The sequence below is a fragment of the Streptomyces sp. NPDC006368 genome (assembly GCF_040612535.1).
Taxonomy (GTDB): Bacteria; Actinomycetota; Actinomycetes; order Streptomycetales; family Streptomycetaceae; genus Streptomyces.
Genome location: NZ_JBEXQK010000001.1, coordinates 54,375 through 76,627 on the forward strand (window position 1 = coordinate 54,375; position 22,253 = coordinate 76,627).

The 22,253-nt window shown below is 71.8% G+C and carries 21 protein-coding genes and 3 pseudogenes; 16 read left to right on the forward strand and 8 right to left on the reverse strand.

What is annotated here, in order from left to right:
* The first annotated feature begins 62 nt into the window (after positions 1–62).
* The 3 genes from ABZZ38_RS00285 to ABZZ38_RS00295 all read left to right on the forward strand — a co-directional run bounded on the left by ABZZ38_RS00285 (position 63) and on the right by ABZZ38_RS00295 (position 2,805).
* Positions 63–362, forward strand: a complete 300-nt coding sequence (locus ABZZ38_RS00285; protein WP_356734270.1) for a DUF4229 domain-containing protein — start codon at positions 63–65, stop codon at positions 360–362.
* Positions 363–725: 363 nt separating this feature from the next.
* Positions 726–2,063 (forward strand): dicarboxylate/amino acid:cation symporter, encoded by a 1,338-nt coding sequence (locus ABZZ38_RS00290; protein WP_356734271.1) that lies wholly within the window; start codon positions 726–728, stop codon positions 2,061–2,063.
* Between the two features lie 124 nt (positions 2,064–2,187).
* Complete coding sequence (locus ABZZ38_RS00295; protein WP_356734621.1) at positions 2,188–2,805, forward strand: TetR/AcrR family transcriptional regulator; 618 nt, start codon at positions 2,188–2,190, stop codon at positions 2,803–2,805.
* Here ABZZ38_RS00295 and ABZZ38_RS00300 read toward each other — a convergent pair.
* The 3 genes and pseudogenes from ABZZ38_RS00300 to ABZZ38_RS00310 form a co-directional block, all read right to left on the reverse strand.
* The gene (locus ABZZ38_RS00300; protein WP_356734623.1) at positions 2,771–3,724 is read right to left on the reverse strand and encodes a MaoC/PaaZ C-terminal domain-containing protein; all 954 of its coding nucleotides are present in this window, start codon (positions 3,722–3,724) and stop codon (positions 2,771–2,773) included. The two genes, ABZZ38_RS00295 and ABZZ38_RS00300, sit on opposite strands and share 35 nt — an antisense overlap.
* A gap of 5 nt (positions 3,725–3,729) precedes the next feature.
* A pseudogene (locus ABZZ38_RS00305) lies at positions 3,730–3,942 on the reverse strand (short chain dehydrogenase); the annotation flags it as partial.
* A gap of 250 nt (positions 3,943–4,192) precedes the next feature.
* Positions 4,193–4,999, reverse strand: coding sequence for a maleylpyruvate isomerase family mycothiol-dependent enzyme (locus ABZZ38_RS00310; RefSeq protein ID WP_356734272.1), 807 nt, complete (start codon positions 4,997–4,999; stop codon positions 4,193–4,195).
* A 161-nt stretch (positions 5,000–5,160) separates the two neighbouring features.
* Here ABZZ38_RS00310 and ABZZ38_RS00315 point away from each other — a divergent pair, with 161 nt between their 5' ends.
* The 3 genes and pseudogenes from ABZZ38_RS00315 to ABZZ38_RS00325 form a co-directional block, all read left to right on the forward strand.
* Positions 5,161–5,766: a dihydrofolate reductase family protein gene (locus tag ABZZ38_RS00315; RefSeq protein ID WP_356734273.1), complete on the forward strand. Its 606-nt coding sequence runs from the start codon at positions 5,161–5,163 to the stop codon at positions 5,764–5,766.
* A 90-nt stretch (positions 5,767–5,856) separates the two neighbouring features.
* On the forward strand, positions 5,857–7,005 hold the full coding sequence (locus tag ABZZ38_RS00320; protein WP_356734625.1) for an MFS transporter: 1,149 nt from the start codon (positions 5,857–5,859) through the stop codon (positions 7,003–7,005).
* Between the two features lie 4 nt (positions 7,006–7,009).
* Positions 7,010–7,255 (forward strand): annotated as a pseudogene (locus tag ABZZ38_RS00325) (NUDIX domain-containing protein); the annotation flags it as partial.
* A gap of 7 nt (positions 7,256–7,262) precedes the next feature.
* Here ABZZ38_RS00325 and ABZZ38_RS00330 read toward each other — a convergent pair.
* On the reverse strand, positions 7,263–7,694 hold the full coding sequence (locus tag ABZZ38_RS00330) for a DUF1992 domain-containing protein (protein WP_356734274.1): 432 nt from the start codon (positions 7,692–7,694) through the stop codon (positions 7,263–7,265).
* Between the two features lie 142 nt (positions 7,695–7,836).
* Positions 7,837–8,040, reverse strand: coding sequence for a cold-shock protein (locus ABZZ38_RS00335; protein ID WP_003967102.1), 204 nt, complete (start codon positions 8,038–8,040; stop codon positions 7,837–7,839).
* A 271-nt stretch (positions 8,041–8,311) separates the two neighbouring features.
* On the opposite strand from ABZZ38_RS00335, the gene ABZZ38_RS00340 reads away from it, so the two are divergent.
* Complete coding sequence (locus ABZZ38_RS00340) at positions 8,312–9,190, forward strand: menaquinone biosynthesis protein (RefSeq protein WP_356734275.1); 879 nt, start codon at positions 8,312–8,314, stop codon at positions 9,188–9,190.
* Positions 9,191–9,303: 113 nt separating this feature from the next.
* Here the strand turns inward: ABZZ38_RS00340 and ABZZ38_RS00345 are convergent, their stop codons facing one another.
* The gene (locus tag ABZZ38_RS00345; RefSeq protein ID WP_356734276.1) at positions 9,304–10,323 is read right to left on the reverse strand and encodes an alpha/beta hydrolase-fold protein; all 1,020 of its coding nucleotides are present in this window, start codon (positions 10,321–10,323) and stop codon (positions 9,304–9,306) included.
* Positions 10,324–10,504: 181 nt separating this feature from the next.
* Here ABZZ38_RS00345 and ABZZ38_RS00350 point away from each other — a divergent pair.
* The 4 genes and pseudogenes from ABZZ38_RS00350 (at position 10,505) to ABZZ38_RS00365 (ending at position 14,933) form a co-directional block, all read left to right on the forward strand.
* Positions 10,505–12,206 (forward strand): annotated as a pseudogene (locus ABZZ38_RS00350) (serine/threonine-protein kinase).
* Between the two features lie 154 nt (positions 12,207–12,360).
* The gene (gene mqnC / locus ABZZ38_RS00355) at positions 12,361–13,560 is read left to right on the forward strand and encodes a cyclic dehypoxanthinyl futalosine synthase (RefSeq protein ID WP_356734277.1); all 1,200 of its coding nucleotides are present in this window, start codon (positions 12,361–12,363) and stop codon (positions 13,558–13,560) included.
* A 7-nt stretch (positions 13,561–13,567) separates the two neighbouring features.
* On the forward strand, positions 13,568–14,167 hold the full coding sequence (locus ABZZ38_RS00360) for a hypothetical protein (RefSeq protein WP_356734278.1): 600 nt from the start codon (positions 13,568–13,570) through the stop codon (positions 14,165–14,167).
* Positions 14,168–14,237: 70 nt separating this feature from the next.
* Complete coding sequence (locus tag ABZZ38_RS00365) at positions 14,238–14,933, forward strand: demethylmenaquinone methyltransferase (RefSeq protein WP_356734279.1); 696 nt, start codon at positions 14,238–14,240, stop codon at positions 14,931–14,933.
* A 238-nt stretch (positions 14,934–15,171) separates the two neighbouring features.
* On the opposite strand, the gene ABZZ38_RS00370 is transcribed toward ABZZ38_RS00365, so the two are convergent.
* The gene (locus ABZZ38_RS00370) at positions 15,172–15,693 is read right to left on the reverse strand and encodes a GNAT family N-acetyltransferase (protein WP_356734280.1); all 522 of its coding nucleotides are present in this window, start codon (positions 15,691–15,693) and stop codon (positions 15,172–15,174) included.
* A gap of 99 nt (positions 15,694–15,792) precedes the next feature.
* On the opposite strand from ABZZ38_RS00370, the gene ABZZ38_RS00375 reads away from it, so the two are divergent.
* On the forward strand, positions 15,793–17,085 hold the full coding sequence (locus ABZZ38_RS00375) for a geranylgeranyl reductase family protein (protein WP_356734281.1): 1,293 nt from the start codon (positions 15,793–15,795) through the stop codon (positions 17,083–17,085).
* A 381-nt stretch (positions 17,086–17,466) separates the two neighbouring features.
* Here the strand turns inward: ABZZ38_RS00375 and ABZZ38_RS00380 are convergent, their stop codons facing one another.
* Entirely contained in the window at positions 17,467–18,315 is an 849-nt protein-coding gene (locus tag ABZZ38_RS00380; protein ID WP_356734282.1) for a C40 family peptidase, read from the reverse strand.
* Between the two features lie 693 nt (positions 18,316–19,008).
* On the opposite strand from ABZZ38_RS00380, the gene ABZZ38_RS00385 reads away from it, so the two are divergent.
* From ABZZ38_RS00385 to ABZZ38_RS00400, 4 genes are all read left to right on the forward strand, one after another.
* Positions 19,009–19,368: an NADH-quinone oxidoreductase subunit A gene (locus ABZZ38_RS00385; RefSeq protein ID WP_003956195.1), complete on the forward strand. Its 360-nt coding sequence runs from the start codon at positions 19,009–19,011 to the stop codon at positions 19,366–19,368.
* A 27-nt stretch (positions 19,369–19,395) separates the two neighbouring features.
* Complete coding sequence (locus ABZZ38_RS00390) at positions 19,396–19,950, forward strand: NADH-quinone oxidoreductase subunit B (protein ID WP_064070020.1); 555 nt, start codon at positions 19,396–19,398, stop codon at positions 19,948–19,950.
* 169 nt (positions 19,951–20,119) lie between these two features.
* Complete coding sequence (locus ABZZ38_RS00395; RefSeq protein ID WP_356734284.1) at positions 20,120–20,848, forward strand: NADH-quinone oxidoreductase subunit C; 729 nt, start codon at positions 20,120–20,122, stop codon at positions 20,846–20,848.
* Complete coding sequence (locus ABZZ38_RS00400; protein WP_356734285.1) at positions 20,845–22,236, forward strand: NADH-quinone oxidoreductase subunit D; 1,392 nt, start codon at positions 20,845–20,847, stop codon at positions 22,234–22,236. Before ABZZ38_RS00395 ends, ABZZ38_RS00400 begins: the two co-directional genes overlap by 4 nt.
* Positions 22,237–22,253 lie beyond the last annotated feature (17 nt).

The window sequence follows — 22,253 nt, forward strand, 5'->3', positions numbered from 1 at the left end:
TGATCCATCCGGCGCGTGCTTCACTTGAGGGGCAAGCAAGCGAGTAGGAAGAAGGTCCCGCCGTGTCCGCTTCTGCCAGGACGAGCGCCACGATCCGGTACACCCTCATGCGCTTCGGCATCTTCGCCGGCTGCTTCCTCGCCCTATGGGGACTGGTGTACGTGGGGGTGCTGCCGCGCGGTCTGGGCGACTCCAACCTGCTGTGGGTGCTGCTGCTCGCGATCGTGATCTCGGCGCCGCTCAGCTTCGTCCTGCTGCGCAAGCAGCGTGACGCGATGTCCGCCCGGATCGTCGAGAAGGTCGACAGCGCGAAGGCGCGGCTGGAGGCCAACCGGTCCCAGGAGGACACCGCCGTCCGGTGACCGCCCCGGCGGCGTCGAGTGACGTAGCCCACGTATCCGCCGCGCCCCCGTGCCGAAGCCGCGCTTCGCACGGGGGTGTTGGCGTTCCCGGGCCCGTCCGGGAGGCCTCCCGGGGCCCGTGTCCCAAAGAACTGCTTTGAGGATCTCAAAGTACAAGTGTTAACGTGTTCGATGTGAAGACAGCTGTGCGCCCCCGTGAAGCCATGAGCCCCCCGCTCGTGGCGCGCCTGCATGTCGACCTGTGCCGCTGTATGTCCGCGGTCTGTTGCCGCGAGGTCTGACCCGGCATCATGCAGCGGCGCCGCCTGTAGCGCGCGTGCGCCGCACCCCCGTCCCGTATTCCCCGATACGCCCTACTGGAGTGTGTCCGTGTCCGCGTCCGCGAGCACCGAGAACCCCACCCGCCGCATACCCAAGGTCCCCTTCTGGGCCCAGATCGTCGCCGGTCTGGTCCTCGGCGTCCTCCTCGGCTGGGTCACCCGCGCCCACGACGTGCAGTGGCTGTACACCACGCTCGACCAGGTCGGCCACATCTTCGTCCAGTTGCTGAAGCTGGCGGTCGCCCCGCTCGTCTTCTTCGCCATCCTGGTGTCCATCACCAACCTGCGGAAGGTCAACAACGCCGCCCGGCTGGCCGCCCACACCCTGCTCTGGTTCATGATCACGTCGCTGATCGCCGTCGCCATCGGCCTCGCGATCGGCCTGCTCACCAACCCGGGCGCCGGAACCGGCCTGACCCCGAAGGACGGCAAGGCGCCCGAGAAGGCCGGCTCCTGGCTCGACTTCCTCACCGGCATCATCCCGACGGACGTCATCACGCCGTTCACCGAGCTGAACGTCCTCCAGATCGTCTTCATGGCCGCCGTCGCTGGCATCGCCGCCCTCAAGCTGGGCGACAAGGCGCAGCCGATCCTCACCCTCAGCGAGGCCGTGCTGGAGCTGTTGCAGAAGGCCCTGTGGTGGGTCATCCGCCTCGCCCCGATCGGCACCGTCGGCCTCATCGGCTACGCCATCGCCGACTACGGCTGGGACCTGATCGGCAAGTACGCCACCTTCACCGCCGACATCTACATCGGCTGCGCGCTGGTCCTGTTCGGCGTCTACCCGCTGCTGCTGGCGACCGTCGCCAAGGTGAACCCCGTTCAGTTCTTCAAGGTCGCCTGGCCCGCCATCCAGCTGGCGTTCGTCTCCCGCTCGTCCGTCGGCACCATGCCGGTCACGGTCAAGGTCACCGAGCGTCTCGGCGTGCCGAAGGAGTACACCTCCTTCGCCGTCCCGTTCGGCGCCACCACCAAGATGGACGGCTGCGCCGCGATCTACCCGGCCCTCGCCGCGATCTTCATCGCGCAGATCTTCGACGTGCAGCTGGGCATCGGCGACTACCTGCTGATCGCCTTCGTGTCGGTCATCGGCTCCGCCGCCACCGCCGGTCTGACCGGTGCGACGGTGATGCTGACGCTGACCCTCTCCACGCTGGGCCTGCCCCTGGAGGGCGTCGGCCTGCTGATGGCGATCGACCCGATCCTGGACATGGTGCGTACGGCCACGAACGTCGCCGGCCAGGCGCTCGTCCCGGTCGTCGTCGCCGCCCGCGAGAAGATCCTGGACCTGGACGCGTACAACGCGGCCCCGTCGTCCCCGGTCGACGAGTACGACGCGCGCGAGGCCGAGCGGAAGGTCTCCGTGCCGGTCGCCGCGTAGCACCGCCGCCGCCCCCAAGTGCCCCTGGTCCGCTGCCGGACCGGGGGCACTTAGGCTGTGCGCTACCGAAAGGTGGGAGGTAGGGGCCGTGAAGAGCACGGGTGCGGGAGCCAGGGCGAAGCGGATGCCGCGGGCCGTGCGCGAGCAGCAGATGATGGACGCGGCCGTACGGACCTTCGGGCAGCGGGGCTACCGCGCGGCGTCCATGGACGAGATCGCGGAACTGGCGGGCGTGTCCAAGCCGTTGGTGTACCTGTACCTGAACTCCAAGGAGGACCTGTTCACCGCGTGCATCCGGCGGGAGGCCGCCGCGCTGGTCGCGGCCGTCCGCGGCGCGGTACGGCCCGGTCCGCCGGCCGACGAGCAACTGTGGGCGGGGCTCACGGCGTTCTTCACGCACACCGCCGAGAACCCCGACGGCTGGTCGGTGCTGCACCGGCAGGCGCGGACGCACGGGGAGCCGTTCGCCGGGGAGGTGGCGGCGATGCGCGACGAGATCACGGCGTTCGTCACCGAGCTGATCGGTGCGGCGTCACGCGAGGCGCGGCAGGAACCGGAGTTCGGGCAGCGGGATGTGGCGGGCCTCGCCCAGGCGCTCGTCGGCGCGGCCGAGTCGCTCGCCGGATGGGCGAACGAGACACCGGGCGTCAGTGCGAAAGAGGCGGCGGCGACCCTGATGAACTTCGCCTGGACGGGGCTCGGCAACCTCATGGACGGGCAGCGCTGGTCACCGTCCCGGTGAGGTGGACCGTCTCGCCGGTACGCAGCTGAAACGTTCCTTCAGGGGGGTCGGCGGCGTACGTGACGGTGCCGGGGAGCGGTACGGGCGCCCGGAAGTCGGCGCGGACGCGGGCGCTCGCCAGGGGCTCCCACTCGGCGAGGCAGCGGGCGAACGTCCACATGCCGTGGGCGATGGGCCGGGGGAAACCGAAGACCCGCGCGGTGAGCGGGTGCAGGTGGATGGGGTTGCGGTCGCCGGAGGCGGCGCCGTAGCGGCGGCCGAGGTCGGCGGGCAGGAGCCACTGGGCGCGGGCGGGCGGTGGCGGGATGTGCGGGCGCTCGTCCGGGCCGGCGGCGGTGACCGGGCCGGGGGCGGTGACCGGGCCCGCGTTCGCTTCCGGGTCCGGGTCCGTTACCGGGGCGCGCGGGTCCGTTTCCGCGGCGCCCGGGTCCGGGTCCGGTTCCGTGCCCGCGTTCGTACGGTGCCGGGCCAGGTACCCGCTGCGCGAAGCCCAGACCAGCTCGCCCGCCAGCCGCGCCTCGGTGACGACCGTCGCCTCGGTGCCGCGCCGGTGCGGGGCCATGCCGGCGACATACACCGTCAGTTCGGGGCGGTCACCGGGGAGCAGGGGGTGGTGCCCGGTCACCTCGATCCAGGTGTGGACGAGCCCGGGCAGCGGCAGCGGGAACCCCGGCGCGGCCATCAGCCGCATCGCCGCCGGGAACGCCAGGACGTGCGGGTACGGGAGCGGCAGCGGCCCCGTGCCGGGGAAACCGCAGATCCGGGCGTACGCGGCCAGGCGGTTCGGGTCGACGCGCAGGTCCGGCTCCACGATCCGGAGCGTGGGGGCGGGGGCAGGGACGGTGGCGCCGGGGCGGCGGCCGGGGCGCTTGAAGGGGGAGGACAGGGCGCCGAGCGCGAGGGTGGCGAACAGGTTCACGGGCGTCACGCGCCCAGCGGGGACCGGCCGCGGCCGCGTGCGGCCTGCCCGTTCACCGGGGCCGGGACGGGGTCCGTGAGCCGGGCCGTGGTCCTTGCGACATCGACCGGAGGACCGCTCCGCGCCTGGGAGTTCGTGCGGCGGCCCGCCTCCCGGGTGAGCAGCGGTCGGGCGGCCGTCGGCCACGTATCGGCGCAGCCGGGCGCGACCGCGTTGACCAGGGCCCGTCGCGCAGCCGCCCAATGACGGCGCGTCAGGGCGAGCGGGGCGCCGAGCGCGACGATCCGGCCGTCCGTCGTGACGCTTCGCACGAGGGGGTGACTGCGGTCGGCCATGGTCCTGTCCCCCTGCCCGGTCCGTCCTCGGTTTCTCCCGGGCGAGGTTACTCGTGGGTCAGGAGTTCGTCGACAGGCGGTCGCCCGCGCCCGTGCGGACCGCCGTACGCGGGTCGGCCGTGGTGCCGCCGGCTCAGAACGCGACACGGGCCGCACGGACCGCCTCGGCGGCGTCCACCGCGCCCTCGCAGTCGAGGGGGCCGCGCGGCGGCCGGCCCGAGAGGTGGCGCATCAGCGTGACGGCGTCCGCGTGGACGGTCACCGCGGGCGCGCCACGGCCCAGGGCCCAGCGGCCACCGACCGGGCCGCCCAGGTCCAGCAGCACCGGAGGACCGCTCCACCGCAGGGCGAGGTCCAGCAGCACCTGGCCGACGATCTCCCCGTCATGGCTGCCGAAGGCGAACTCCTGACCGGTGGCGTCGCAGATGTCCACGCGGTGCATCCAGGTGTCCCGCGCGATCAGGACCCGGGCCAGATAGTCCATGGAGTCCTCGGCCAGTTCCTTCGACTCGGGGAAGAGCGGGCTGAGACGGATCCGCCGCCGTACGCCGGCCGGAACGCGGTCCACCCCGCGCACGCCCTGCCGGCCGAACCGGCGCAACAGCGCGATCAGGTCGTCGGGCGGTACGGAGCGCCGGGCGTCGACCTGGCACTGGTTGTGCCCCGCGAGAGGGGTCAGCCGCGGATGTCGCCGGCGGGCGAGCAGGACGCGGCCGATCATCAGCCAGGGCCGCGGCAACTCCTCGAACTGGCCCACCACGTGCGCGGCGACGTCCCGCACCGTCCAGCCCGCGCAAGCCGTGTCACGTGCCCAGTCGCCGGGAGCCAGCCCGGCCAGCGCGGCCACCGTCGCCCGGACCTCCGCGTCGTTCACGGAGCGGGCCCGCGTGACGAGGGTACGGGGAATGTCGAGGGCGGCGGCCGGTGCGGTGGTGACCATGGTGTGCGCTCCCTGGGGTGTGCTCCCCGAGACACGACTCACGCTACGCCGGGGGCCCGGCTTCGCAAGCCGCGAGGCCGCCGCCATGACCCGCCCCCGCACCGATGACTTTCGGCCCCGCCGCCGGTCCACCCTTCACACGACCGACGAAGGAGACCAGCATGATCACCAAGGTGTACACCGGCGCCAGCATGTCCCTCGACGGGTACATCTCCGGCCCCGACGAGACCGGCTTCGACAAGCTGTTCAAGTGGTACGAGAACGGCGACGTCACCATCGAGACCACGCACCCGGAGCTGACCTTCCGGCTCACCGACGTCAGCGCCACCCACTGGCGGCGGATCGTCCAGAAGACGGGCGCCCTGGTCGTCGGGCGCAAGCTGTTCGACCAGACGCAGGGGTGGGGCGGCAACCATCCGATGGGTGTGCCCGTCGTGGTCGTCACCCACTCCGTACCGGACGGCTGGCCCCGCCCGGACGCGCCGTTCCACTTCGTCACGGAGGGCGTGGAACGGGCCGTCGCGCTCGCCCGGGAGCTGGCCGGGGAAGGCAAGCACGTCGGGGTCAACGCCGGCACGATCGCCCAGCAGTGCCTGGACGCCGGGCTCCTCGACGAGGTCGGCGTGGACCTGGTACCGGTGCTCCTCGGCGGCGGAACGCCGTTCTTCACCGACCTCAAGGGCGCGCCGTACGAGTTCGAGGGCCCCATCTCCCTCGCCGAGGGCAAGGACGTCACGCACCTGCGCTACCGGGTGCGGTACGCCTGAGGTCCCCTGCAAAACCGTTTGTGCGGGAGCGTGGCCGAGGGCGATCGTGGTGCGGTGCCGACCGAGAGACAGGCCGTCCTGAGCCGCCCCATGGTGCTGCTTCTGGCCGTCGCGTGCGGGGTGGCCGTCGGCAACATCTACTTCCCGCAGGCCATCAGCCCGCTGATCGCCACCGGCCTGCGCGTTCCGCCGGACACGGCCGCCCTCGTCGTGACGGCGGCGCAGTTCGGGTACGCGGCCGGGATCCTCCTCCTCGTACCGCTCGGCGACCGCTTCCGGCACCGCCCGCTGATCGTCACCCTCCTCGGGGTCACCGGCGTGAGCCTGTTCGCCGCGAGCGGCGCCCCCGGGCCGGCGCCGCTCATCGCGGCGAGCGCGCTGGTCGGCGTGGTGACCGTCGTCGCGCCGCTCATCGCGCCCATGGCCGCCGGCCTGGTGAGCGAGGACCGGCGCGGCGCCGTCACCGGCACCCTGCTGGCCGGGTCCATCGGCGGGATGCTCCTGTCCCGCGCGGTCGGCGGGGCGCTCGGCGAGTGGCTGGGCTGGCGCGCCCCGTACCTGCTCGCCGGGGCCGCCTCGCTGCTCATCGCCGCGATCCTGGCCCGTACGCTGCCGACGACGGCGCCCCCGGCGGGGCGGCAGCCGTACCCGGCGCTGCTCGCCGCCTCACTGCGCCTGCTGCGCACCGAGCCCGAACTGCGCCGCTCCTGCTTCTACCAGGCGACGGTGTTCGGCGCGTTCACCGCCGTGTGGACCGGCGCCGCCCTGCTGCTCACGGGTCCGGCGTACGGCTTGGGCGCGCAGGCCGTCGGGCTCCTCGCCCTCGTCAACATCGCCACGATGCTCGCCACCCCGGCCGCGGGCCGCCAGGTCGACCGCCGGGGCTCGGACGCGGTCAACCTCGTCTGCTTCCTCGCGGTCCTCGTCTCGGCCGCCGTCCTCGCCCTCGGCGGCCGGGGCGGGGCGGTGGGCCTGGCCGCCCTGGTGGCGGGCACCCTGCTGCTCGACGTCGCGATGCAGTCCGGCATGGTCGCCAACCAGGTCCGCATCTGGGCCCTGCGCCCCGAGGCGCGCAGCCGCCTCAACACGGCGTACATGGTGTGCGCGTTCCTCGGCGGCGGCCTCGGCTCCTGGGCCGCGACCCGCGCGTACCCGCACCTCGGCTGGCCGGGCGTGACCGGCCTCGTCGCCGTACTGGCCACCGCGGGCCTGGCCCGTCATCTGCTCAGGGAGAAGTGACGCCATGCGAACACCCCGACAGGCGGCCCGTGCCGCCGTCCTCGGCCCCGACGGCGCCGTCTTCCCCTTCCGGTACGACAACGAAGAGGTCGGCGTCCACCGAGCCCATGCCGGCGGCGGCCTGGAACCGGGCGAGACGCCCCGCGAGGCCGCCCTGCGCGAACCGCGCGAGGCCGCCCTGCGCGAACCGCGTGAGGAGAGCGGCTGGACCGGCGTCGCCCCCGGGCCGCTGCTGTGCACCTGGGAGCACGCGCGTATCAGTCGTGGCCGGTGCCGTGGCCATGGCCGGAGCCCCGCCGGGACCGCCACTCCCGCACCAGCTCCTCCTCGTCGAACGGTGCGAGCCGCAGCGGCGGGCCCGCCGGCGGCCGGCGGAGGGCTTCCTCGATCTTCTCGTTGATCCCGGCGGCGATCCGGCGCACCTGCGCCTCGCTCGCCGCCCCCCGCGCCGCCTCCCGCGCGTCCTCGGCCTCCTTGCGGAGGGCGAGCGCGGGCGGCAGGACGGGGGCGACGCCCTCGCGGTGCATCTTGCCCTTGACCCACCACAGCTCGTCGTACGGGGCGGTGTCGTCGGGGAGGGGTTCGCCGAGGCCGGACAGCTCCCGGAAGTCACCGCGCTCCGTCGCCTCGCGGATCTGCCGGTCGACCCATGACTCGAAGCCGACGCCGGGCGGTTTGCGTTCGGTCATGCCTTCGATCGTAGGCGGGAGCGACCGGTCCCGGCAGCGGCCGGGCAAAAAGGCAGGAGCCTTTTCCGTACGCCCGTGGGGACGTACGGAAAAGACTCCTTGGGTACTGCTAAGTCGTGCGCGATCGCCGACCCGGGCCGAATCAGGCCGGGGTGACGTTCTCCGCCTGCGGGCCCTTCGGGCCCTGGGTGACGTCGAAGTTCACGACCTGGTTCTCCTCGAGGGAGCGGAAACCGGACGCGTTGATCGCGGAGTAGTGGACGAAGACATCCGGGCCGCCGCCGTCCTGGGCGATGAAGCCGAAGCCCTTTTCAGCGTTGAACCACTTGACGGTTCCGGTAGCCATGAGCCCTCCTATGGGCCAAAGGGTTGCCCTGCTCCAGAACCTGCCAAACAAGTCTGAAAACTACAAAAGCCTGCGGGTCACATGCTCCGCAGGCTCTGTACTGCAAGGGAAACCAAACTGCAACTTGCGCCGAGCCTAGCACGCGCCATCCGGGAAGCGGTAGAGGTAAAGATCACCCCACCCGGAGGTTTGAACATCTCGATCGCGAGTTCGGCGCCGGTGGCGCCCACCCCGTCACACGCGCCGCACGGCGCGGGTCTAGCCTCACGATGTGGACAATTCAACCGACTGTCACCACGGGCAGCAGCAGCGAGCGACCCGGCCGCGTGTCGGGCACATCCAGTTCCTGAACTGCCTGCCCCTGTACTGGGGCCTGGCGCGCACCGGAACGCTTCTCGACCTGGAGCTCACGAAGGACACCCCGGAGAAGCTCAGCGAGCAACTGGTGCGCGGCGATCTCGACATCGGTCCGATCACCCTCGTCGAGTACCTGCGCCACGCCGGCGACCTCGTCGCCTTCCCCGACCTCGCGGTCGGCTGCGACGGACCGGTCATGTCCTGCGTGATCGTCTCGCAGCGCCCGCTGGAGAGTCTGGACGGGGCGCGCGTCGCGCTCGGCTCCACCTCCCGCACCTCCGTGCGCCTGGCGCAGCTGCTGCTCGCCGAGCGGTACGGCGTGACGCCCCACTACTACACCTGCCCGCCCGACCTCGGCGTGATGATGCAGGAGGCGGACGCGGCGGTGCTGATCGGGGACGCCGCCCTGCGCGCCTCCCTGCACGACGCGCCGAGGCTCGGCCTGGAGGTCCATGACCTGGGGCTGATGTGGAAGGAGTGGACGGGGCTGCCGTTCGTGTTCGCGGTGTGGGCGGTGCGCAAGGACTACCTGGCCCGGGAGCCGCGCATGACCCGCCAGGTGCACGAGGCGTTCCTGGCCTCGCGGGACCTGTCGCTGGAGGAGGTCGCCAAGGTGGCCGAGCAGGCCGCGCGCTGGGAGACCTTCGACGCGCGGCTGCTGGAGAGGTACTTCACCACCCTGGACTTCCGTTTCGGGCCCGACCAGCTCGCCGGGGTACGGGAGTTCGCCCGCCGGACCGGGCCGACGACCGGGTTCGCGGCGGACGTGCGGGTCGAGTTGCTGACGGCGTGACGGCGGGACGGCATAAAGGCGGGACGGCTGACGGCGTGCCCCGGACCGTGTGACCGCGTGACTCGGCGCGGCCCCGGACCGCGTGCCTGGCGTGACCGGTGTGACGGGTGTGACTAGCGTGACGGGATGGGCGCCTGCATGTGCGCGCTGATCCACTGGATCGAGCCGTCCCCCATGCCCTTCACATAGGTCCTGGCGTTGTGCCCGCCGCCCTCGATCACCTGGAGGCGGGTCTTCACCGGGCCCTTGGTGTACGTGCCGATGAAGGACCTGACGTCGTCCAGCGCGGATTCCTCGCTGCCCGCCTGGAACGCCAGATAGACGTCCCCGCCCCCGGAGTCCGGCTTCGCGCCGAGCGCCCGGGCCAGCTCCTTGGGGTCGTTCGCCCGCCGCTCCTTCTCGTGCCCCGCCCACAGCGGTGAGTCCGGCTCCGTGTCCGGCCCGGAGGCGATGACGGCCTTGAACTTGTCCGGGTGCTTCAGCACGGATTTCAGGCCGACGAAGCCGCCGGAGGACGACCCCATGAACGCCCAGCCGTCCCGGGAGGCGAACGTACGGAAATTCGCCCTGACGAAATCGGGAACGTCCTCCGTCATCCAGGTGCCCATTTTCGGCTGCCCCGGGATATCGCTGCCGTCGTAGTAGTGCTCGGCGTCCGGGTTGAGGACCGGCATCACGACGAGGAAGGGAAGGCTGCGGCCCTCCCGGGACCACGTGCTGATGCTGCTCTGCAGCTTGAGGTCGGTGCCCATCCAGTAATTGTTCGGATAGCCGTTGCCGCCGGGCAGCGCGATCAGCACGGGGAACCCGCTGCGCGCGTACGCCGGGTCGAAATACTGCTGGGGCGCCCAGACCCAGACCTTGCCCGTGAAGCCCGACTTCTTGCCGTGCAGGGTCGTCACACCGATCCTGGTGCCGTCCTCGATCGTGTTCTGGGTGGTGAACTCCGCCTTCGGGCCGGTCGGCATCACGGTTTTCGCGCCCCGTTCCCGCGCCGCTCCCCCTTTCGTCTCCGAGGGCGCGGGCGCGGCGGCGGTCGGGCCGTCGAAGGAGAGCGGCGCGCCCTCGTCGGAGCAGCCCGTGAGCACGGCGAGCGAGCCGAGGGCGACGGCGGTGACCAGGCGGCGCTTCATGAGGGGCACTCCGGTTCGGTTCGTTCAGGGCAGGTGTGTCTTCTGTGACGTACTGGCGGCGTACTAGATGTCCGAAGTGCCCGTCCGGTTCGTCCGGTTGCCCGGCCGATCCCCGTGATCCCGCCCACGCGCGCCCTCTACGCTGCTGAGAGCGACGACTACGGGGATCGGGGGCGGGCGCATGCAGCCGCTGGAAGCCGGCGAGCCGAGGGCCATCGGCCCGTACCGGCTGCTCGGCAGGCTCGGTGCGGGCGGTATGGGCCGCGTGTACCTCGCCCGGAGCGAGGGCGGGCGCACCGTCGCAGTGAAAGTGGTGCACCCGCACTTCGCGCTGGACGAGGAGTTCCGGGCGCGGTTCCGGCGGGAGGTGGAGTCGGTGCGGCGCGTCGGGGCGCGGTGGACCGTGCCGGTGCTGGACGCCGACCCGGAGGCGCCCGTCCCGTGGGTCGCGACCGGGTACGTCAGCGGGCCCTCGCTCGCCCTGGCCGTCACCCGGCACGGCCCGCTGCCCGCGCACACGGTACGGGCGCTGGGCGCGGGACTCGCCGAGGCACTGGACGCCGTGCACGGGCACGGGCTCGTCCACCGTGACGTCAAGCCGTCGAACGTCCTTCTCGCGCTCGGGGGCTCCGCCCAGGCCGAAGGCGCCGGGGGAGGGCCGCGCCTGATCGACTTCGGCATCGCCCGCGCGACGGAGGGCACCGCCTCGCTCACGTCGACCGGTGTGTCGGTCGGCTCACCCGGCTACATGGCGCCCGAACAGATCCTGGGCGAGAGCGTGACCGGCGCGGCGGACGTCTTCTCGCTGGGCGCGGTCCTGGCGTACGCGGCGACCGGCGAGGCGCCCTTCCCCGGTGACTCCTCGGCCGCCCTCCTCTACAAGGTCGTCCACGAGGAGCCCGAGCTGGGCGGTGCCCTCACCGGTGACCTGCGGGACCTGGTCACCGCGTGCCTGGCCAAGGACCCGGCCGCCCGTCCCACGCCGGGAGAGGTGGCCCGGCGGCTGGCGCCCGAGGGGGCTGCGGCGCTGGTGGCCGAACGGCTGGCTGCCCGGCGCCCTGGTGGCGGAGGCGAGCCGGGAGGCGGTGCGGCTGCTGGACCTCGAACCGGCGGCGGCCGACCCGTCGGGCTCCGGGCCGGTGCCGTTCAGCAGCCCGGCGGTGAGCCCGGGAGCGGGGCCGGGAGCCGGGCCGGGAGCGGGCCCCCGGGCGGCGGCGGGCGCCCCGGCCGGGGGCGTCTTCGGCCCGCCCGTCGACCGGCTCCCGACGGCGGACGCGGTCCCGCCGCCCCGTACGCCGGTCTCCCTCTCGGTGAGCGCGACGTCGGAGCCGGCGACGGCGGGCCGGGGCCGGCGGCTCAGCTGCACGGTCGCCCTCGCGGTCGCGGGCGCCCTGGCGGCGGTGACGGTCGGCGGCGCGGTCCTCCTGGACCTCCTCCCCGGGGGTGACAACGCCCAGAAGGACGGTGGCGCGGCGGCGTCGCGGCCCCCCGGGGACGCGTCGGAGGGCACGGCGCCCTCCTCCTCCGTGCCGAAGGAGTTCATCGGGACCTGGAAGGGCCCCTTCACGGTGAATCTGCTCGGCCGGAACGTGACGGCGGGCTCGTTCACCGTGGTCGTCACGGAGGGGCGGAAGGGCGCCAGGATCGGGACGGTCAACCAGTTCGACGCGCTCGGCAACTTCGCCTGCGAGGACGACCTGGTGCTGCGCGGCGTCTCCGGGAACGTCCTCGTCGCCCGGGGCGCCTCCAGCGGCAAGTCCGGCAACCGGTGCACCGGCGACGCGCACACGGTCACGCTCACGCTGAAGGGCGAGCAGCTGACGTACGCCTCGGACGAGGCGCGGGCGGGCACCCCGAAGGCCACGCTGCGACGCGCGGGCTGACCGGGCCCCGGGACCGGGGCGGCGTACCGGCCGAACCGCCGCACCGGGCGCACCAGCCACACCGGCCGCACCGGCCGACCTTGCCGACAAGGGGCGAAAGTGGCTGGCGTAGGCTGGTTCGGTCCGTCCACAACCCTGCCGAAAGGGACACCCGGTGACCGAGAAGGCCGACCTTCAGTCCGTCCTCGACCGCGCCGCCGAGGGTGGGCGGATCACCTCCGAGGAGGCGCTCGACCTCTACCGGTCGGCCCCGCTCCACGCGCTCGGCACGGCGGCGGACGCGGTGCGGAGGCGGCGTTACGCCGGTACGGAGCACATCGCGACGTACATCATCGAGCGCAACATCAACTACACGAACGTGTGCGTCACCGCGTGCAAGTTCTGCGCCTTCTACGCGCCCCCGAAGGACACCGCCAAGGGCTGGACCCGGGACCTGGACGACATCCTGCGCCGCTGCGCCGAGACCGTCGAGCTCGGTGGCACCCAGATCATGTTCCAGGGCGGGCACCACCCGGACTACGGCGTGGAGTACTACGAGAAGCACTTCGCGGCCATCAAGAAGGAGTTCCCGCAGCTGGTCATCCACTCCCTCGGCGCGTCCGAGGTGGAGCACATGGCCCGTATCTCCGGAGTCTCCGTCGAGGAGGCGATCACCCGCATCCACGCCGCCGGCCTCGACTCCTTCGCGGGCGCCGGTGCCGAACTGCTGCCGGAGCGCCCGCGCAAGGCGATCGCGCCGCTCAAGGAGTCCGGCGAGCGGTGGCTGGAGATCATGGAGATCGCGCACGGGCTGGGCGTCGAGTCCACGTCCACGATGCTCATGGGCACGGGCGAGACGAACGCCGAGCGCATCGAGCACCTGCGCATGATCCGCGACGTGCAGGACCGGACGGGCGGCTTCCGCGCGTTCATCCCGTACACGTACCAGCCGGAGAACAACCACCTGAAGGGCCGCACGCAGGCCACCCTCTTCGAGTACCTCCGCATGATCGCCATCGCGCGGCTCTTCCTCGACAACGTCGCCCACATCCAGGGCTCCTGGCTGACCACCGGCAAGGAGATCGGCCAGCTGTCGCTGCACTACGGCGCGGACGACCTCGGCTCGATCATGCTGGAGGAGAACGTCGTCTCCTCGGCGGGCGCCAGGCACCGCTCGAACCGGCTGGAGATCATCGACCTGATCCGCAAGGCGGGGCGCGTCCCGGCGCAGCGGACGACGACGTACGAGCACATCGTCGTCCACGACGACCCGGCGAACGACCCCGTCGACGACCGCGTCGCCTCGCACATCTCCTCCACCGCCATCGAGGGCGGCACGGCCCACCCCGAGCTCAAGCTGCTCAGCGCCAACTGACGCGCCGGTGCAGACGATCCACGTCGCCGAGGCGTCGCCCGAGACCGCCGTCCTCGTCGACGGCGCGTACGTCGCCGCCGTCGGCCCGTACGAGGAACTGGCAGCCGCCTTTCCGCAGGCCCGGACCCGGCGGTGGCCCGGCATCCTCACACCCGGGCTGCTCAACCCGTACGGGCCCGAGCTGCTCGAAGGCGCCTACCACCCGGACCCGCGCGAGGCCGACGCGCTCGGCACCGAGCCGATCACCGGGGCACGCGCGCAGGCCATCTTCCGCGCCGACGAGTCACGGCGGGGTGCCAGCGCGCGGCGCGGGGTGCAGCGGATGCTGGCGCACGGGACGGTCGCCATCGCCGGTGAACTGCGCGGCCGGGCCGCCGTGGACGCGGTGCGCCGGGCCGGTCTCGTCGTCGGCCGGCGCCCGGCGGTCCTTCCGGGCCCCCCGTCGTTCTCCCCGGTGCCGCTCGTCCTGCTGCCGCGGCTGACGCCGGGCGGCCCCGCCCGCTTCGCTGTGTTCGACGTACCGGACCGGGCCGGACTCGTGCGGCTCGGCGCCTCGACCTGCGTGGCGACGGTGCTGAGTGGCCGCCTGGTCCATCGGCGCCGCTGACGGAGGCGGCTGAGACAATGGCGGACGCAGCACACCGCCCCGTATCCGAGACAAGCGAGGCCGAACACCCGTGACCCGAGCACGCCTGGACAAGCAGCCGCACGAAGTCGCCTCGATGTTCGACGACGTCGCGGCGAACTACGACCTCACCAACGACGTGCTCTCGCTCGGCCAGGACCGGCGGTGGCGCAAGGAGGTCGCGAAGGCCGTCGACGCCCGGCCGGGCCAGAAGGTCCTGGACCTGGCGGCGGGCACCGGCACCTCCTCGCTGCCGTTCACGCGGGCCGGTGCGTACGTCGTACCGTGCGACTTCTCGCTCGGCATGCTGAGCGAGGGCAAGCGGCGCCATCCCTGGCTGCCGCTGACGGCGGGTGACGCGACGAAGCTGCCGTTCGCGGACGGGGTGTTCGACGCGGTCACGATCTCCTTCGGGCTGCGCAACGTCCAGGACACCGACGCGGCGCTGCGCGAGCTGTACCGGGTGACGAAGCCGGGCGGACGGGTCGTCATCTGCGAGTTCTCGCACCCGACGTGGGCGCCGTTCCGGACGGTGTACGAGGAGTACCTGATGCGCGCGCTGCCGCCGGTCGCCCGCGCGGTCTCGTCCAACCCGGACGCGTACGTGTACCTCGCCGAGTCCATCCAGACCTGGCCCGACCAGCCCACGCTGGCCGGGCTCCTCCAGAAGGCCGGCTGGTCGAAGGTGGCCTGGCGCAACCTGACGGGCGGCGTCGTGGCCCTCCACCGCGCCTCGAAGCCGGCGTAGCCGCGCACCTGGCCACCCCGCGCCACCTCCCGTCCGGGGCCGCGCCCGCGCGGCCCACGGCGGGCGGGCCGCTCGGCCTCGGCCACCAGATCGCAGCCCGGCCGGAACCCGGCGACACCCGGCCGCCCCCCATGTCCCCGGCGCTCGTCTCCACGGCGGAACCCGGCCCAATCCGGCCGGGGGCCGCCCCGCCCCCAAGCCCACCCCGCCCCGCCCCGCCGCGTCCGGGACCGGGCGCCTAGCCCAGCTCCAGCCGGAAGCAGTGCGCCACCGCGTCCGTGCCCGGGATCGCGTAGGTCTCCGACCGTTCCATCCCCAGGCGCCGGGCCACCGACGCCGAGCGGTCGTTGCCCTCCTCGACCATCGCCACCACCCGCCGGACGCCGGCCGCCCGCAGGCGTTCCAGCGTCGTGCGCGCGGCGGACGTCGCGTACCCCCTGCCCCACGCGGGCCGGGCGAGCCGCCAGCCGATCTCCGTCTCACCCACCGGGCCCCACTCCCGCAGCCACGGCTGCGCGCCGGTGAAGCCGACGACCTCGCCGTTCTCGTCGAGCAGGGTCCACAGGCAGAAGCCGTGCTCGGCGTCGTGCCGTCGCTGGCGGGCCGTCATCTCCTGGTAGAGCGAGAGCTCCGCGGGCCGGCCGCCGACGTACCGCATCACCTCGACGTCGTTGAAGACCTGGTGCCAGGCGTACGCGTCCTCGTCGGTCGGCACACGCAGGCGCACGGCGGACTGAACGACAGGAAGCGGTTCGGTCATCGGGGTGGCCCTTCGGGTCGGCTGATCGGTGCGCCCCCCTAGACTGCACCTGACCTGTGCCGTCCGGTACGTAATTTCGAGTATTCGGGAGACCCCGCCGTGACCGAGCAGCAGCCCCTCTCCGAACACACCGCGGATGTGATCGTCGTCGGGGCGGGCCCGGCCGGCTCCGCGACCGCGTACCACCTCGCCAAGGCGGGCCTCGACGTCCTGCTCCTGGAGAAGACCGCCTTCCCGCGCGAGAAGGTCTGCGGCGACGGGCTCACCCCCCGCGCCACCAAGCAGCTGGTCGCGATGGGCATCGACATCTCCGAAGAGGCGGGCTGGCTGCGCAACAAGGGCCTGCGGATCATCGGCGGCGGGGTGCGCCTCCAGCTGGACTGGCCTGAGCTGGCCAGCTACCCGGACTACGGACTGGTCCGCAAGCGCGACGACTTCGACGAGCAGCTCGCCCGGCAGGCGCAGAAGGCCGGCGCGCGCCTCTACGAGCGCTGCAACGTCGGCGCCCCGGTCATCGACGACCGTACCGGCCGGATCACCGGCGTCCACGCCAGGCTCGGTGAGGAGAAGGTGCCGGTCACCTTCCACGCCCCGCTCGTGGTCGCCGCCGACGGCAACTCCACGCGCCTGTCCCTCGCCATGGGGCTCCACCGGCGCGAGGACCGCCCCATGGGGGTCGCCGTCCGCACGTACTTCACCTCACCCCGCCACGAGGACGACTACCTGGAGTCCTGGCTGGAGCTGTGGGACCGCCGCGGCCCGGGCGAGGACCGGCTGCTGCCCGGCTACGGCTGGATCTTCGGCATGGGCGACGGCACCTCGAACGTCGGCCTGGGCGTCCTCAACACCTCCCACTCCTTCAAGGAGCTGGACTGGCGGGAGGTCCTCAAGGCCTGGTGCGCCTCGATGCCGGAGGAGTGGGGCTACACCGACGAGAACATGACCGGCCCGATCCGCGGCGCCGCGCTCCCGATGGCCTTCAACCGCCAGCCGCACTACACCCGCGGCCTGCTGCTGGTCGGCGACGCGGGCGGCCTGGTCAACCCGTTCAACGGCGAGGGCATCGCGTACGCCATGGAGTCGGGGCAGATCGCCGCCGACGTCATCGTCCAGGCACACGCCCGCCGGACCCCGGCCCAGCGGGAACTCGTCCTCCAGGCATACCCGAAGATCCTCAAGGACACCTACGGCGGCTACTACACGCTCGGCCGCGCCTTCGTGAAGCTCATCGGCAACCCGAAGGTCATGAAGCTCGCGACGCAGCGCGGCCTGACGCACCCGATGCTGATGAAGTTCACGCTGAAGCTCCTCGCCAACCTGACCGACCCGACGGGCGGCGACGCGATGGACCGCATCATCAACGGCCTGACGAAGGTGGCCCCGAAGGCCTGAGGGCCCGTCCGGCACGTCGACGGGGGCCGTATGAGGCAGCCGGGGGTCCCGGTACGCCCAAGCAGGACCGGGCGAAGCGGCGGACCGCCCGCGTGGCGCTGCCCGGCTCCCTCGCGGGCGGCCCGGCCCGTACGGTCGCCGACGAACGCGACCCCGAGGCGTCCGTCGTCACGTTCCCGGCCCTCGTTCGGGCGTGACCATCGCGGGGTCGGCTCGCCGTTCAGGGTCTGCCGACGGGTGCCGCAGCGGGGCCGTGCCGCGCGGTGACGCCGTGCCGGGCGGGGGCGGCACGGCGAAGGGCCGTCGCTCCCTCCCCGAGCGGGAGAGCGACGGCCCTGTGGCGCGTACCGGACGGCATGCGCCTCGGCCGGTGGCCGTGTCTCAGAGCAGGCGGACCGCGCCGGACGGCGCGTCGTAGTCGAGCGACCGCTCGACGACCCCGGTGCCGGGGTTCTGCGCGCCGACGAACTGGCCGCCGCCCACGTAGATGGCGACGTGGTACGAGTTGCTCCGGCTGCCCCAGTAGAGGATGTCGCCGGGCTGGAGGTTGTCGAGCGAGACGGAGGTGCCCATGCTCGACTGGGCGCCCGAGACGCGCGGCAGGTCGATGCCGGCCTGGCGGTAGGCGGCCTGGACGAGACCGGAGCAGTCCCAGGAGTTCGGACCGGTGCCGCCCATGACGTACGCGTCGCCGACCTGGGCGCGGGCGAAGGCGACGATCGCCGCGGCGGAGCCGGTGGCCGGCGCGGAGTCGTAGGAGCCGCCCTCGTCGGAGTCCCGGCCGGAGTCGGAGACGGTTGCGGAGGCGGAGGCGGAGAGGGTGGTGCGCTCGGAGGTGCGGTTGGCGCGCTCCCGGGCCTCGGCGCGGGCCTTCTCCGCCGCCTTGCGCTCGGCCTCCGCCTTGCGCTCGGCCTCCTGCTTGGCCTGCTTGGCTTCCTTCGCGGCCTTGGCGGCCGACGCGTCCTCCAGGGCCTGCAGCTCGGTGTCGAGGGCGATCTGCTGCGTCGCCTCGGCGGAGGCGGCGACGGCGCTCGACAGGTTCGTGGAGAGGTCGCCGTTGAGCGTGGGCATCTCGATGGTGTCGGTCACCGGCTCGGCCTGGGCCGGACCGGCGGCACCGGCCACCGCGATGGTGCTGAGGACGCCACCGGCAACTCCGGCGCGCAGCGCGAGCTTGGAGGAGCTGCGGCGGGGCTTCCGGTGGCTGGGTATGTGAGCGGTGTGGGACATGAGTACAACCGCTATCAGGGCATGACGGTTCCCTTCAAGAAACGTGGTTTGCGCCACAGTTGCGTCTGGAATGTGTGAATCCGCTGCCGTGGCGCCCTTATTGACGCCGTAACGGACATTGCGGACTCTCGTGATCATGCCCGTGATCATGGGCTTTCCGCGAAACGTCCGAATTGCGGTGCGCCTACCACCCCTTCACGCCCGTGGCCAAGCCCGCTTTTCTCAGCGTGTGAGGGGAGTGACGCAGGTCACGGAGGGGGCGCCGGTCCGGTGCCCGAAAGATCGTGAATGCGCGCACGCGTCCACTCCGGTCCCCGCGGGCCCCTCGGGCGAGTGAGGTGAGCTCCTCTATCACCCATGCGAGTCCAGAGCGAATTTGCCTGTACGTGCCATCCCTTGATAGGGCGCGACCCCTCCGACCAGCGGTAACAGGCCGGTTCGTCACGTCTAGTAGTCATCCGAACGCGACGCGTATCAAGATCGGCGTTCATCCGAATTCATGATCCTTGGCCAGGTGGTGGAGATCACAAAGACGTTGTCGCACCCCGTGTCGCAGATCACAGATCGACAGGCATAGGATGCAAAGCAGTCGGGCTTGTGAACTGCCTCACATGTGCACGATCTTTCGCGAGGCGGCGAGACGAAACGCCCGTGCGGTCCAACGGTCAAGGACGACTGGAAGGAGCGAGGAGCGTGAATGCCTACGCGCCCATCCTCGTGCTCGGCGCCCTCGGGGCAGGGTTTGCGATCTTCTCCGTGGTCATGGCCACACTTATCGGTCCAAAGCGGTACAACAGGGCGAAGCTCGAGGCATACGAGTGCGGTATCGAGCCGACACCCACTCCGGCCGGCGGCGGTCGCTTCCCCATCAAGTACTACCTGACGGCGATGCTCTTCATCGTCTTCGACATCGAGATCGTCTTCCTCTACCCCTGGGCCGTCAGCTTCGACGCCCTGGGGCTTTTCGGGCTCGTGGAGATGTTGCTCTTCGTGCTCACCGTCTTCGTCGCCTACGCGTACGTGTGGCGGCGCGGCGGCCTGGAATGGGACTGAGGACTTAAGGGGCTGAGGGGCACCGACATGGGACTCGAAGAGAAGCTGCCGAGCGGATTTCTGCTCACGACGGTCGAACAGGCAGCGGGCTGGGTGCGCAAGGCGTCCGTCTTCCCCGCGACCTTCGGCCTCGCCTGCTGCGCCATCGAGATGATGACGACGGGCGCCGGGCGCTACGACCTGGCCCGCTTCGGCATGGAGGTCTTCCGCGGCTCACCGCGCCAGGCCGACCTGATGATCGTGGCCGGCCGGGTCAGCCAGAAGATGGCGCCCGTCCTGCGTCAGGTCTACGACCAGATGCCGAACCCGAAGTGGGTGATCTCCATGGGGGTTTGTGCGTCATCGGGCGGAATGTTCAACAACTACGCGATTGTGCAGGGCGTCGACCACATCGTGCCCGTCGACATCTACTTGCCGGGCTGCCCACCGCGTCCGGAGATGCTGATGGACGCGATTCTCAAGCTCCACCAGAAGATCCAGGGCTCCAAGCTGGGCGTCAACGCGAGGGAAGCGGCCCGCGAGGCGGAGGAGGCGGCGCTCAAGGCGCTGCCGACGATCGAGATGAAGGGGCTGCTGAGGTGAGCGACGACCGGTACACCCGCCGCTGCCGCGGCGGGGCGGCCGCCGGGCCGCGGAGGACGACGGAAGGCGAGCCGCTGCTCCCCCTGCCTCCGGCGGGCCGTACCCCGAGCGCGGGCTCAGACACGGGCACCACCCAGGCGCCGGCCCTGGGGGAGAAGGAGACGGCACTGTGAGCGACCAGCCGAATCCCGACAAGGACCTCAGCGCGCAGAACCTGCCCGGGCAGCGCGGCGACCACGGCGAGGAGATCCGGGTCCAGCGCGGCATGTTCGGCGCCGACAACGGCGGCGACACCACCGGCTACGGCGGCCTCGTCCGCTCCGTACGCCTGCCCGGCGCGACCCCCCGCCCCTACGGCGGCTGGTTCGACGAGGTCGCCGACGAGCTCGAAGGCGCCCTGGAGGAACAGGGACTCCTGCCCGGGAACGCCATCGAGAAGACGGTCGTGGACCGCGGGGAGCTGACCTTCCACATCGACCGCGAGCACCTGGTCCGCGTCGCCCGCACCCTGCGCGACGACCCGGCCCTGCGCTTCGAGCTGTGCACGGGCGTGAGCGGCGTCCACCACCCCGGTGACAAGGGCCGCGAGCTGCACGCCGTCTACCACCTGCGCTCGCTCACCCACGGCCGGCTCATCCGGCTGGAGGTCTCCGCCCCCGACGCCGATCCGCACATCCCGTCGCTCGTCACGGTCTACCCGACCAACGACTGGCACGAGCGCGAGACGTACGACTTCTTCGGCCTGATCTTCGACGGCCACCCCGCCCTCACCCGGATCATGATGCCGGACGACTGGCAGGGCTTCCCGCAGCGCAAGGACTACCCCCTCGGCGGCATCCCCGTCGAGTACAAGGGCGCCCAGATCCCGGCTCCGGACCAGCGGAGGTCGTACTCGTGACCACCCCACACGCCCACCCGTCTCCCGGCCACCACCCCGCGTCGGGTCCCTCCGGGACGCACCTTTCCGATGCTCCTCGGGCCGACGCCCGCGAGACCACCGAGGGCACCGTCTACACGGTCACCGGCGGCGACTGGGACGAGGTCGTCCAGTCCGCGGCCAAGGCCGACGACGAGCGCATCGTCGTGAACATGGGCCCCCAGCACCCGTCCACGCACGGCGTGCTGCGGCTCATCCTGGAGATCGACGGCGAGACCGTCACCGAGGCCCGCTGCGGCATCGGCTACCTCCACACCGGCATCGAGAAGAACCTCGAATACCGGACCTGGACGCAGGGCACCACGTTCGTCACGCGCATGGATTACCTGACGCCGTTCTTCAACGAGGCGGCGTACTGCCTGGGCGTGGAGAAGCTCCTCGGCATCGAGGACCGGATCCCCGACCGGGCGACGGTCATCCGCGTCCTGCTGATGGAGCTCAACCGGCTCTCCTCCCACCTGGTGTGCATCGCCACCGGCGGCATGGAGCTCGGCGCCACCACGATCATGATCTACGGCTTCCGGGACCGTGAGCTCATCCTCGACCTCTACGAACTGATCACCGGCCTGCGCATGAACCACGCGTTCATCCGCCCCGGCGGCCTCGCCCAGGACCTGCCGCCCGGCGCCATCGACCAGCTCCGCGAGTTCGTCAAGACCATGAAGAAGAACCTGCCGGAGTACGACAAGCTCGCCACCGGCAACCCGATCTTCAAGGCGCGCATGCAGGACATCGGCTATCTCGACCTGGCCGGCTGCATGGCGCTCGGCGCCACCGGCCCGATCCTCCGCTCGGCCGGACTCCCGCACGACCTGCGCAAGACCGACCCGTACTGCGGCTACGAGACGTACGAGTTCGACGTCCCGACCGCCGACACCTGCGACGCGTACGGCCGCTTCCTCATCCGGCTGGAGGAGATGCGCCAGTCGCTGCGGATCATCGAACAGTGCCTGGACCGGCTGGAGCCGGGCCCGGTGATGGTCGCCGACAAGAAGATCGCCTGGCCCGCGCAGCTCGCGCTCGGCCCGGACGGCCTCGGCAACTCCCTCGACCACATCAAGAAGATCATGGGCACCTCCATGGAGGCCCTGATCCACCACTTCAAGCTGGTCACCGAGGGCTTCCGCGTGCCGGCCGGACAGACCTACACGGCGGTCGAGTCACCCAAGGGCGAGCTCGGCGTGCACGTCGTCTCCGACGGCTCCACCCGCCCCTACCGGGTCCACTTCCGCGACCCGTCGTTCACCAACCTGCAGGCCATGGCGGCGATGTGCGAGGGCGGCCAGCTCGCCGACGTCATCGTCGCCGTCGCGTCCATCGACCCCGTGATGGGAGGCGTCGACCGGTGACAGATGTTTCTTTGGGG

Bases quoted from the DNA above. Each gene is read 5' to 3' on its own strand.
- ABZZ38_RS00295 (WP_356734621.1), top strand. From the start codon at position 2,188: ATGCCGCGGGCCGTGCGCGAGCAGCAGATGATGGACGCGGCCGTACGG.
- ABZZ38_RS00310 (WP_356734272.1), bottom strand. From the start codon at position 4,999: ATGGTCACCACCGCACCGGCCGCCGCCCTCGACATTCCCCGTACCCTC.
- ABZZ38_RS00315 (WP_356734273.1), top strand. From the start codon at position 5,161: ATGATCACCAAGGTGTACACCGGCGCCAGCATGTCCCTCGACGGGTAC.
- ABZZ38_RS00320 (WP_356734625.1), top strand. From the start codon at position 5,857: ATGGTGCTGCTTCTGGCCGTCGCGTGCGGGGTGGCCGTCGGCAACATC.
- ABZZ38_RS00330 (WP_356734274.1), bottom strand. From the start codon at position 7,694: ATGACCGAACGCAAACCGCCCGGCGTCGGCTTCGAGTCATGGGTCGAC.
- ABZZ38_RS00335 (WP_003967102.1), bottom strand. From the start codon at position 8,040: ATGGCTACCGGAACCGTCAAGTGGTTCAACGCTGAAAAGGGCTTCGGC.
- ABZZ38_RS00345 (WP_356734276.1), bottom strand. From the start codon at position 10,323: ATGAAGCGCCGCCTGGTCACCGCCGTCGCCCTCGGCTCGCTCGCCGTG.
- ABZZ38_RS00370 (WP_356734280.1), bottom strand. From the start codon at position 15,693: ATGACCGAACCGCTTCCTGTCGTTCAGTCCGCCGTGCGCCTGCGTGTG.
- ABZZ38_RS00380 (WP_356734282.1), bottom strand. From the start codon at position 18,315: ATGTCCCACACCGCTCACATACCCAGCCACCGGAAGCCCCGCCGCAGC.
- ABZZ38_RS00390 (WP_064070020.1), top strand. From the start codon at position 19,396: ATGGGACTCGAAGAGAAGCTGCCGAGCGGATTTCTGCTCACGACGGTC.